Consider the following 11,128-nt stretch of genomic DNA (forward strand, 5'->3'; position numbering starts at 1 on the left):
ACATCGTCGCCGTCCACGGCTTTCCGCTCGATTGGAACCACTGGCAGATCCACGAGTGGCCGAAGAAGCTCGAGGAAGTGCGCAGCGTCGCGGGCGACAAGCCGGTGTGGGTCTCCGAGGTCGGCGTCTCGTCCTTCGGTGCCGAAGAAGTGCAGGAGTGGGGGCTGAAGAAGACGGCGGAGCTGCTGCTGCCGCGCGTGGACCGCGTGCACTGGTACAGCCTGTTCGACCTGCCCGCCACCTGGACCGCGACCACGCGCCACAAGGAAGCCGAGGGCAGCGCGTATTACCGGCACTACTACATGGGCCTGGTGCGCGAGGACATGTCGGCCAAGCCCGCCGTGCGGGTGTTCCCGGACGGCATGGGCCTCTGCCAGTGGTTCCACTTCGAGGACCCGCGGCTCGAAGCGGGCGCGGAGTGGCTGCGGAAGCTCGGCGTGCGGCACGTGCGAACGGGCATCAGCTGGGCCGACTGGTTCCGCCCGACGGCGGAGCAGTGGTTCGACCGCCAGATGCGCGCGCTGGAAAGCTTCGAGACCACGATGACGCTGTGCTTTACCCCCGAACACCTGGGCGTGGCGCCGCACTACACCAGCCCTCCCAAGGACCCGAACGACTTTGCCGAGTTCGCCGCGTGGGCGGTCAGCCGCTACGCGCCGGCGCGCGCCTCGCAACGGACCGAGGCAGGTGCCGCATGAGCGCGAAGCGCGTGCTGGTCACCGGCGGCGCGGGCTTCCTGGGCTCGCACCTGGTCGAGGCGCTGCTTGCCCGCGGGCACGAGGTTCGCGTGTTCGACAACCTGACCGAGCAGGTCCACGGCGGCGGCGTGCTCCCGTCGTACCTGCCGGCGGAGGCGGAGGTGGTCCGCGGCGACATGCGCGACCTCCACGCGGTCGCCGACGCGCTCGCCGGCATGGAAGTCGTCTTCCACCTGGCCGCGACGGTCGGCGTCGGGCAGTCGATGTACGCCATCGCCCACTACATGGGCTCGAACACCCAGGGCACCGCGAACCTGCTGCAGGCGATGCTCGACCGCAAGGCGCGCATCGAGAAGCTGGTGGTCGCGTCGTCGATGTCGATCTACGGAGAAGGGAAGTATCTCTGCCGGCAGTGCGGCGCGATGTCGCCGGCGCCGCGCGATGCGGCGCAGCTCAAGCGGCACGAGTGGGACGTGCGCTGCCCGCGGTGCGGTCAGGCGCTCACGCCCGTCGCGACCGACGAATCCAAGCCGCTGCAGTGCACGTCGGTCTACGCGCTGTCGAAGAAGGACCAGGAAGAGCTCTGCCTGCTCTACGGCCGGACGTACAGCCTGCCGGTCGTCGCGCTGCGCTACTTCAACATCTACGGCCCGCGGCAGGCGCTTTCGAACCCCTACACCGGCGTGGCGGCCATCTTCGCGGCACGGCTGCTGAATCGCCGCGCGCCGCTGGTATTCGAGGACGGCCAGCAGATGCGCGACTTCGTCAGCGTCCACGACGTGGTGCGGGCGAACCTGCTGGCGATGGAGCGCAGCGAAGCCGACGGGCGCGCGCTGAATGTCGGCTCGGGGGAGCCGGTCTCCATCCGCGAAGTCACCGCGGCACTGGCCCGCGCGCTCGGCTCGGACATCGCGCCGGAGATCACGCAGAAATACCGCGCGGGCGACATCCGCCATTGCTTTGCCGACATCGCGCAGGCCCGCGCGACGCTCGGCTACGAGCCCCGCGTGCGCTTTGCCGACGGCATGCGCGAACTGGTCGAGTGGCTCCGGTCGCAGTCTGCCGAGGACCATGCGGCTGAGGCGGCGGCGCAGCTCAACGCGTACGGCCTCACGGCGTGAAAGGTTTTGGGATGAGCAACGAACCAGAACGCATCGCAGTGCTGTTCGGTGGCGCCGGGTTCATCGGCTGCAACTGGGCGCAGCGGCTGCTCGAGAACAGCGACGCCAAGGTGCACGTCTTCGACAACCTCGCGCGCTGGGGCGTGAAGCACAACCTCGAGTGGCTGCAACGCCTGGCCGGCGATTCGGGGCGGCTGCAGGTCACCATCGGCGACGTCCGCGACGCCGCGCTGGTCGAGCGCGCCGCGCGTGGCGCGACCGAGATCTACCACTTTGCCGCGCAGGTCGCCGTCACCAGCTCGCTTACCGACCCGCGCTACGACTTCGACGTGAACCTCGGCGGCACGCTCCACGTGCTGGAGGCGGCGCGCCAGAGCCCGCGGCCGCCGCTCGTCGTGTTCACCTCCACCAACAAGGTCTACGGCACGATGGCGGGCAAGCCGCTGGTGGTCACGCGCGAGCGCTATCGCTTTGCGGACGACCGGGGCATCAGCGAGGCGCAGTCGCTCGACTTCCACTCACCCTACGGCTGTTCGAAGGGCGCGGCCGAGCAGTACGTGCACGACTACGCGCGCAGCTTCGGCCTGCCGACGGTGGCGCTGCGCATGTCGTGCGTCGCCGGGCCGCGCCAGTTCGGCAACGAGGACCAGGGCTGGGTCGCGCATCTGCTTTACTCCGCGATGGAGGACCGCCCGGTCGTGTTCTACGGCGACGGCCGCCAGGTGCGCGACGTGCTCTACGTGGGCGATCTGCTCGACGCCTTCGAGGCCCTGTACGAGAAGCGCGCCGTGACCGAGGGCCAGGTCTACAACATCGGCGGGGGTGCGGAGAATGCCACGTCGCTGCTCGAACTCGCCGCGCGGATCGAGCGCATCACCGGCAAGAGACTGCGCTGGACCCACGAGCCGGCCCGTGCCGGCGACCAGCTCGTCTACGTCACCGACCACAGCAAGCTGACGCGCGAGACCGGGTGGCGCCCGCACACCAGCCTGCGCGAGACGCTCGACGCCCTGCTCGACTGGTGGACCCGCAACCGCGCGCTGCTGCCGCACGCCGCGCGCGCCGCGGCGCCCGCCGGAAATCTTCTCGAGATGCCGAGGACCGCGTGACCCAGGCCGCTCCCATGCACGTCCTCGTCACCGCCGACACGCTCGGCGGAGTGTGGACCTACGCGCGCGAGCTCGTCACCGGGCTGGCAAGGCGCGGCGCCCAGGTCACGCTCGTCACCTTCGGCGAGATCCCGAGCGAGACGCAGTGGCTCGACGGCCTGAAGTCCGTGGACTTCCGCCCGACAGCGTTCCGCCTGGAGTGGATGCAGGACGCCGAGGAGGACCTCGCCGCCTCGGCCGAATACCTGGCTGCGGTGGTGCGCGAGGTCAAGCCCGACCTGCTGCACCTTAACCAGTACTACTACGGCGCGCTGCCCGTGGACATTCCGAAGATCGTGGTGGCGCACAGCGACGTCGTGAGCTGGTGGGTGGCGGTGCACGGCAAGCAGCCGCGCGAATCGGCGTGGACGGCCTGGTATCGCGAGTCGGTCGCGCGCGGCATCCGGGAAGCGACCGCGGTCGTGGCGCCGTCGCGCTGGATGCTGGAGCAGGTCCACGCCTTCTACGGCGCGCCCCGGCAGAGCTCCGTCGTTTACAACGGGCGCACGCCCGCGCTGTTCAATCCGCACGTCACCAAAGAGCAGTATGCGCTGGGCGTCGGGCGCATCTGGGACTCCGGCAAGCAGGTCACGCTGCTGGCCGAGGCCGACCTGCCGATGCCCGCGTACGTCGTCGGGTCGGAGGAGCATCCCGAGCTGGCTCTGCGCGGCCAGGGCGTGCTGGCCGGCACCACGCGCTCCCGCCTGCACTTCAAGGGACAGCAGACCGAAGCGCAGTTGCGGCAGCTTTACAGCCGCGCGTCGGTGTACGCGGCCACGTCGAAGTACGAGCCCTTCGGGCTGGCGCCGCTCGAGGCCGCGCTCTCCCGCTGCGCGCTCGTCGCCAACGATATTCCCACCTTCCGCGAGCTCTGGGGAGACGACGTCCTGTACTTCCGCCGCAACGACGCGCGCAGCCTGGGCGAGACGCTCGCGCTGCTGAAGGACGATCCCGCGCTCATGACCGAGTACGCCAACCGCGCCTACCAGCGCGCGCTGCAAAGATTCACGACCGACCGAATGGTGGACGACTACATGGCGCTTTACGACACCCTGGCGCGCGCCGGAGCGCTGGCCGCATGAATCACTCGCTCAACATCCGCATCTTCGCGCACTCCTGGGTCTCCGACTGGAACCACGGGAACGCGCACTTCCTCCGCGGGCTGGCGCGCAGCCTCACGCGCATGGGACACAACGTGCGCTGCTACGAGCAGCTGGGCTCGTGGTCGCTCTCCAACCTGGTGCGCCAGGAAGGCGAGCGCGCCATCGACGCCATCGATCACTTCCGCCGCATCTTCCCCGAGCTCGACATCCGCTTCTACAACCTCGACCACACGCTGCCGGATTTCCTGCAGCGCGAGTTGCGCGACGCCGACGTGGTGCTCATCCACGAATGGAGCGAGCCGCAGCTCGTCAACGCCGTGCTTGGTCTCAAGCGGCCGCTCGGCTTCTGTGCGCTGCTGCACGACACGCACCACCGCGCCTACTCCGCTCCCGGCGAGCTGCTGCGCCTGCAGCTCCACCTGTTCGACGGCGTGCTCGCTTTCGGCGAGCCCCTGGCCCGCATCTACCGCGACGGCTTCGGCATGGAGCGCGTCTGGGTCTTCCACGAAGCCGCGGACACGGAGAATTTCCGGCCGCTTCCGGCGGAGAAGACCGCTTCCCTGGTCTGGGTGGGGAACTGGGGCGACGAGGAGCGCACCCGTGAGCTGGATGACTTCCTGGTCGCGCCGGCGGCGCAGCTCGAGGGCGTCAAGCGCGCCTACGGCGTCCGCTATCCCGACGCTGCGAAGCAGAAACTGGCGGAAGCCGGCATCGAGTACTGCGGCTACCTGCCGAACCTGCGCGCGCCGGAAGCCTATGCCGAGAGCTGCGTGACCTTGCACATCCCGCGGCGGCACTACGTCAGCGGGCTGACCGGCATCCCCACCATCCGGATGTTCGAGGCGATGGCGTGCGGCGTTCCGCTCGTATGCGCGCCGTGGGAGGACGCCGAGCAGCTCTTCCGCGCGGGCGACTACCTCGTCGCGCGCGACCGCCGGGAGATGACCGGGATGCTGCAGGAGCTCCTGCGCGACGAAGCCGCGCGCCGCCAGCTGGCCGAGCGCGGCCTGGAGACCATCCGCGCGCGTCATACCTGCGAGCATCGCGCCGACCAGCTGCTCCAGATATGCGGCGAACTGGTGGAGGAGTGCGCCGCGTGAAGATCTTCGCCATCGGCTCCAGCCTGGTTTCGTCCTACTGGAACGGCGCGGCGACCTACTACCGCGGCATCTACAAGAACCTGGCACGCATGGGGTACGAGGTCACGTTCGCCGAGCCCGACGCCTACCAGCGCCAGCAGCACCGCGACACCGGCGACTTCTCCTACGCGCGCAGCATCGTCTATCGCTCGCCGGAGGACATACCGGCGGTGTTGCGCGAGGCCGCCGCGGCCGACCTGGTCGTCAAGCACAGCGGCGTCGGCGTGGACGACGCGCTGCTCGAGCAGCGCGTGCTCGACTCCCGTTCGGCGCGCACGCAGGTGGCGTTCTGGGATGTGGATGCGCCCGCGACGCTGGCGCGCGTGGAGCACGATGCGAGCGACCCGTTCCGCGCGCTGATTGGCGAGTACGACTTCATCCTCACCTATGGCGGCGGCGCGCCGGTGGTCGAGCACTACATGCGCCTCGGCGCGCGCAACTGCCATCCCATCTATAACGGGCTCGACCCGGAGACGCACCATCCCGTTTCGCCTGACCCCGAGTTCGCTTGCGACCTGGCGCTGGTCGCCAACCGGCTGCCCGACCGCGAGCGCCGCATCGAGGAGTTCTTTTTCCGCGCGGCGAAGCTGGCGCCGGAGCAGCGCTTCCTCCTGGGCGGAGAAGGTTGGGACGGCAAGCCCATGCCGCCCAACGTGCGCCGGCTCGGCCACGTCGCCACCGGCGACCACAACCGCGTGAACGGCTCCGCCCGCATGGTGCTGAACGTGAACCGCGCTTCGATGGCGGACGTGGGATTCTCGCCGCCCACCCGCATCTTTGAGGCGGCGGGCGCGGCGGCCTGCGTGGTCACCGACCACTGGCCCGGGCTTGAGACCTTCTTCGTTCCCGGGGAAGAGATCCTGGTCGCCCGCTCGGGCGAGGAGGTCGCGGCCCGGCTCCGCGATACCTCACGCGAGTCGTCGCGCGCTTTGGGCGAGGCCATGCGTCGGCGCGCGCTGCGCGACCACACCTACGACCAACGGGCCGGGGAAGTGGCGGGCATCCTCGCCGCGCGCGGCGCGCTGGAGGAGGTCGCCCGGTGAAGATCACCGTCCTCGGACTCGCGCTCAGCTCGTCATGGGGCAACGGCCACGCCACGACGTTTCGCTCGCTGCTGCGGGCCCTGGCAGCACGCGGGCATCACATCACCTTCTACGAGCGCGACCTCTACTGGTATCGCGACAACCGCGACCTCCCGCGGCCGGAGTTCTGTGCGCTGCGCCTGTTCGAGGACTGGGAGAGCATCCGCGCCGACGTCCGGCGTGAGCTGCGCGACTCCGACGTCGCGGTCTTGGGCTCGTATTTTCCGGACGGCCTCGCCGCTGCCGACGAGCTCCTGGACGCTGCCGCTCCGGTGAAGGCCTTCTACGACATCGACACGCCCATCACGGTGTCCGCATTGCGCGAGAAAGGAGCGTCCGGCTACCTGCGCGCCGACCAGGTGCCCGGCTTCGACCTCTACTTCAGCTTCACCGGCGGCCCGATGCTGCGTGAACTCGAGCAGCGCTTCGGCGCGGCGCGCGCGCTGCCGCTCTACTGCTCGTTCGATCCCGAGACCTACCGCCGCGTTCCCCAGCCCGGCCGCTTCACCTGCGACCTGAGCTACATGGGGACCTACGCGCCCGACCGCCAGCCCAAGCTCGACGAGCTGCTGGTCGAGCCGGCGACGCGGCTGCCGCAGCGGCGCTTTATCGTGGCCGGTCCGCAGTATCCGCGGCGCATCAAGTGGCCGAAGAACGTCCGGCGCATCAACCACCTCAACCCGCCGCTGCATCCGGCGTTCTACTCGTCGGCCCGCATCACGCTGAACGTGACGCGGCGCGAGATGGTGCAGGCCGGCTACTCGCCTTCCGTGCGGCTGTTCGAAGCCGCGGCCTGCGGCGCCGCCATCGCCTCCGACAACTGGCCCGGCCTCGACACCTTCTTCACGCCGGGACGCGAGATCCTGCTGCCGCTTTCCGCCGACGACATCGTCCGCTACCTCACCGGCTACGACCAGGCCGAGCTGCTGCGCATCGGCGAGCGCGCCCAGCGGCGCGTGCTCGAAGAGCACACCAGCGAGCATCGCGCGCTCGAGTTCGAGCGCGCTGTGGAAAACGCGCGCCCCTTCGCCCGCGACGCCGTCGCCGGCTAGCGCCACGCGCGCCAACAGCACGCCGCCGGCGCGCATCTTCTTCTAGTGGGTCCAGTACAAGCCAGAACCCTCTCCCGACGATGAGGATCGCACTCCTAGCGCCGCCGTTCATCCCTGTGCCGCCGCCGCACTACGGCGGCACGGAGCTGTTCCTCGCGCAGCTGGCCGAAGGCCTGCAGGCGCTGGGCGAAGACGTCGTGGTGTATAGCAACGGGGAATCGAAGGTCGGGGTCGAGGTGCGTTCTCTCTATCCCTCCGCGGAGTGGCCCATCGAGGGCCAGGTCTATGACAACCTCAAGGACATGAACCACGTGAGCTGGGCGCTGGCGGACGCCGCCCGCGAGTGCGACGTCATGCACGTGAACGGCGTTCCCGGGGTCGTGATGTCGCGGCTGGTCTCGCAGCCCGTCGTCTACACCATGCACCACCCGCACCTGGAAGGACTGAGCGAGGTCTTCCGCTTCTTCCCGGACGTGGAGTACGTGACCATCAGCGATTTCCAGCGCCGCAAGGAGCGCATGCCGCGCATGCGCACCATCCACCACGGCCTGAACTTCGCCGACTACCAGTTCGTGGAGGAGAAAGAGGATTACCTCGCCTTCATCGGGCGCATCGCGCCGGTCAAGGGCGTGCACCTGGCCATCGCGGCCGCGCAGCGCGCCGGCATCCCGCTGAAGATCGCGGGCGAGGTACAGCCGATGTTCCGCGAGTACTACCGCAACGAGATCAAGCCGCATCTGGACGGCACGCTGATCGAGTACATCGGTCCCGCCGACCTGGCGGCGAAGAACGAGCTGCTCGGCCGGGCGCGCGCCATGTTGTTCCCCATCCAGTGGGACGAGCCGTTCGGCCTGGTGATGATCGAGGCCATGGCCTGCGGCACTCCGGTGCTCGCACTCCAGGGCGGCGCTGTTCCCGAGGTCGTGAAAGAAGGCGTCTCAGGTCACGTCTGCCGGTCGCTCGAGGAGATGGCGCAGCACGCCCGCTCGCTCGCCCTCTCATCCCGCGTCGTGCGGCAGTACGCGGAAGAGCGCTTCTCGCTCGAGCGCATGGTCGAGCAATACCGCGAACTGTATCGCGAACTGGCCGCCGGCGCGCAGCCGGGAGAAGCGGTCGCGTGAGCGCGCTCACCAAGGTCCCGGAAGAGCGGCTGGAGCCGATCGCGAACCCGCATCTCGAGCCGCGCATCGCCTTCCAGGCGCTCGAGCCCCGCAAGGTCAACAACCTCACGCTCATCGACGGCAAGACCTTCCTCTCGACCGTGGTGTCGGGCGAGATCCTGCCCGCGGGCGCGCCCGACGTCGGCTTCTTCCACGACGACACGCGCTTCCTCAGCCATCTCGAGCTGCGAGTCGGCGGGCAGCGCACCATCGTGCTTTCCTCCTCGACCGAGAAGTCATTCGCTTCGCAGATCGAGCTGACCACCGGCAACATCCAGTTGCGCGACTCGTGGGAGCTGCCGGAGAACACCATCCACATCCGGCGCGAGCAGTTGCTGGCCAGCGACGTCTTCTTCGACCAGATCAGCTTCGACAACTTCAACCTCAACGAGGCCCAGTTCGACGTGGAGATCGCGTTCGACGCCGACTTCGTCGACGTCTTCCAGGTCCGCGGCTGCGGTCGCGATCGCGCCGGCCAGCACTACCGGCCGGTGGTCGAGGGCAACGCGCTGCTGTTCTTCTACCGCGGGCTCGACGGGCTCACGCGCCAGACGCGCATCGAGATGTCGCCTGCGCCCGTGCGCATCGACGGCAAGACCGCGCACTGGACGCTCCAGCTGCCGCCGCTACGCCGCAGCGAGCTCCGCCTGACGGTCACGCCGCTCGTCGAGCGCGCTCCCAGCCGCGCCGCGCGCCGCCCCGACTTCACCGCCAGCCTGCGCGCCCGCCGCGAAGCCTTCCAGCAGTGGGAGAACGCCTCCACCACCTTCGACAGCTCGAACGAGGTCTTCGACGCGGCGCTGCGCACCGGCATCAGCGACTTCCACGCCTTGCAGATCCCCGACGGCAACGAGCACATCATCGCCGCCGGCATCCCGTGGTTCGCGACTGTGTTTGGCCGCGACTCCATCATCGCGGCCTACCAGGTGCTCTCGCTCAACCCCGCGCTCGCCGCCAACACGCTGCGCGTCCTCGCGCGCTACCAGGGCAGGGAGCTCAACGACTGGCTCGACGAAGAGCCCGGCAAGATCCTGCACGAGCTGCGCGGCGGCGAGATGACCCGCTCCGGCGAGATGCCCTTCGGCCCCTATTACGGCTCGGTGGACGCCACCCCGCTGTTCCTCATCCTGTTGAGCGAGACCTTCAACTGGACCGCGGACGAGGGCCTGGTCAAGGACCTGCTGCCGGCCGCTTATCGCGCGCTCGATTGGATCGACAAGTACGGCGACCTCGATGGCGACGGCTTCGTCGAGTACCTGCGCCGCTCCCCCAAGGGCCTGGCGAACCAGGGCTGGAAGGATTCCTGGGACGCCAACATGCACCGCGACGGCCGCGTCGCGCGCCCGCCCATCGCCCTCGCCGAGGTCCAGGGCTACGTCTACGACGCGAAGTACCGCATGGCCTCGCTGTTGCGTTCCTTCGGCGATTCCGCCACCGCCGACCGGCTGAAGCGCGAGGCCGCCGAGATGGCGAAGCGCTTCGACAAAGCCTTCTGGGTGCCGTCGCGCGGCTTCTATGCGATGGCGCTCGACAACGAGAAGAAGCCGCTGGAGGTCATCGCGTCGAACGTGGGGCAGCTCTTGTTCACGCGCATCATCCCCAAGGAGCGCGCTCGCACCGTCGCCGGCCGCCTGATGCAGGAGGACATGTTCTCCGGGTGGGGATGGCGCACGATGTCGCGCGATGAGAAGATCTTCAACCCGCTCAGCTATCACCGCGGCTCGGTCTGGCCGCACGACAACTCGCTCATCGCGCACGGCATGGCGCTCAACGAGCTGCGTCAGCCCGCCGCGCACTGCCTCACCACGCTCTTCCAGGCCGCCGTCAAGTTCCGCGACTACCGCCTGCCGGAGCTCTTCTGCGGCGTCCAGCGCCGCGAGTTCGACGACCCCGTGCACTACCCGGTCTCGTGCTCGCCGCAGGCCTGGGCCTCGGGCGCCATCTTCCTGATGCTCGCCTCGGTGCTGGGCATCCGGCCGAGCGCGCCCAAGAAGGAGCTGAACATCGTGAACCCGATGTTGCCGGACTGGCTCGACTGGCTGCGCCTCCGCAACCTGCGCGTCGGGAAGAGCCGTGTCGGCCTGGACTTCACGCGCCGCGGCGACCGCACGTTCTGCAACGTGGTGGAACTGGAAGGCGAGAAGTTGAACATCAACGTGGCTTTCCGAAAATGAGCTGTCACGCCGCGGCTGCTCACGCATCCTTTATGATGTTGCGGCTTACTTGAACGGAGGAACGATGGGAGAGATTCGCATCACTGCCAAGAAGAACGGGCCCTTCCGCGTGGAAGGCGACCTTAGCCAGCTCAAGCTCACCGACGCCGACGGCAACGCCTATGACCTGACGGGCAAGCCGGGCATCTCGCTGTGCCGCTGCGGCGGCTCGGTGAACAAGCCGTTCTGCGACGGCACGCACTCCAAGCTCGGCTTCCAGGCCGCCGAGTCCGCCGTGAAGAAAGTAGAGGAATCGGGCCCGATGGGGACCAAGATGTAGGTCAGATGTGCTTTGGGAGGGAGGCGCCGGCGACCCGCCGGCGCTTTTCTTCAGTGGATGGTGCGCGTCTTCCGGCTCATGTAATCCATGAGCAAATACTCGCCAAGGGGATTAGGGGTGGTGAAATACGCG

General features: G+C 68.6%; 10 protein-coding genes. All 10 read left to right on the forward strand.

The features are described from left to right. Window positions 1-698 (forward strand): hypothetical protein (locus VLA96_05865; protein HSE48717.1); only part of this gene is annotated, 698 nt, incomplete at its 5' end. Next, complete coding sequence (locus VLA96_05870) at window positions 695-1,819, forward strand: NAD-dependent epimerase/dehydratase family protein (GenBank protein HSE48718.1); 1,125 nt, start codon at window positions 695-697, stop codon at window positions 1,817-1,819. The genes VLA96_05865 and VLA96_05870, both read left to right, overlap by 4 nt. Window positions 1,820-1,830: 11 nt before the next feature. Continuing rightward, window positions 1,831-2,928 carry a GDP-mannose 4,6-dehydratase gene (locus VLA96_05875; protein HSE48719.1) on the forward strand — a complete coding sequence of 366 codons (1,098 nt, stop codon included), beginning with the start codon at window positions 1,831-1,833 and terminating at the stop codon, window positions 2,926-2,928. Between the two features lie 14 nt (window positions 2,929-2,942). After that, complete coding sequence (locus VLA96_05880) at window positions 2,943-4,049, forward strand: glycosyltransferase family 4 protein (GenBank protein ID HSE48720.1); 1,107 nt, start codon at window positions 2,943-2,945, stop codon at window positions 4,047-4,049. After that, on the forward strand, window positions 4,046-5,170 hold the full coding sequence (locus tag VLA96_05885) for a glycosyltransferase (GenBank protein HSE48721.1): 1,125 nt from the start codon (window positions 4,046-4,048) through the stop codon (window positions 5,168-5,170). Before VLA96_05880 ends, VLA96_05885 begins: the two co-directional genes overlap by 4 nt. Next, a complete protein-coding gene (locus VLA96_05890; GenBank protein HSE48722.1) occupies window positions 5,167-6,252 on the forward strand; it encodes a glycosyltransferase in 1,086 nt (361 codons plus the stop codon). The genes VLA96_05885 and VLA96_05890 overlap by 4 nt, the downstream gene beginning before the upstream one ends. Further along, window positions 6,249-7,343 carry a glycosyltransferase gene (locus VLA96_05895; protein ID HSE48723.1) on the forward strand — a complete coding sequence of 365 codons (1,095 nt, stop codon included), beginning with the start codon at window positions 6,249-6,251 and terminating at the stop codon, window positions 7,341-7,343. The genes VLA96_05890 and VLA96_05895 overlap by 4 nt, the downstream gene beginning before the upstream one ends. 80 nt (window positions 7,344-7,423) lie before the next feature. Beyond that, entirely contained in the window at window positions 7,424-8,464 is a 1,041-nt protein-coding gene (locus VLA96_05900) for a glycosyltransferase family 4 protein (protein HSE48724.1), read from the forward strand. Then, window positions 8,461-10,677: an amylo-alpha-1,6-glucosidase gene (locus VLA96_05905; GenBank protein ID HSE48725.1), complete on the forward strand. Its 2,217-nt coding sequence runs from the start codon at window positions 8,461-8,463 to the stop codon at window positions 10,675-10,677. Before VLA96_05900 ends, VLA96_05905 begins: the two co-directional genes overlap by 4 nt. Window positions 10,678-10,741: 64 nt before the next feature. Beyond that, window positions 10,742-10,996 (forward strand): CDGSH iron-sulfur domain-containing protein, encoded by a 255-nt coding sequence (locus VLA96_05910; protein HSE48726.1) that lies wholly within the window; start codon window positions 10,742-10,744, stop codon window positions 10,994-10,996. Window positions 10,997-11,128 lie beyond the last annotated feature (132 nt).

The organism is Terriglobales bacterium (assembly GCA_035457425.1).
GTDB lineage: Bacteria > Acidobacteriota > Terriglobia > Terriglobales > Acidobacteriaceae > JACPNR01.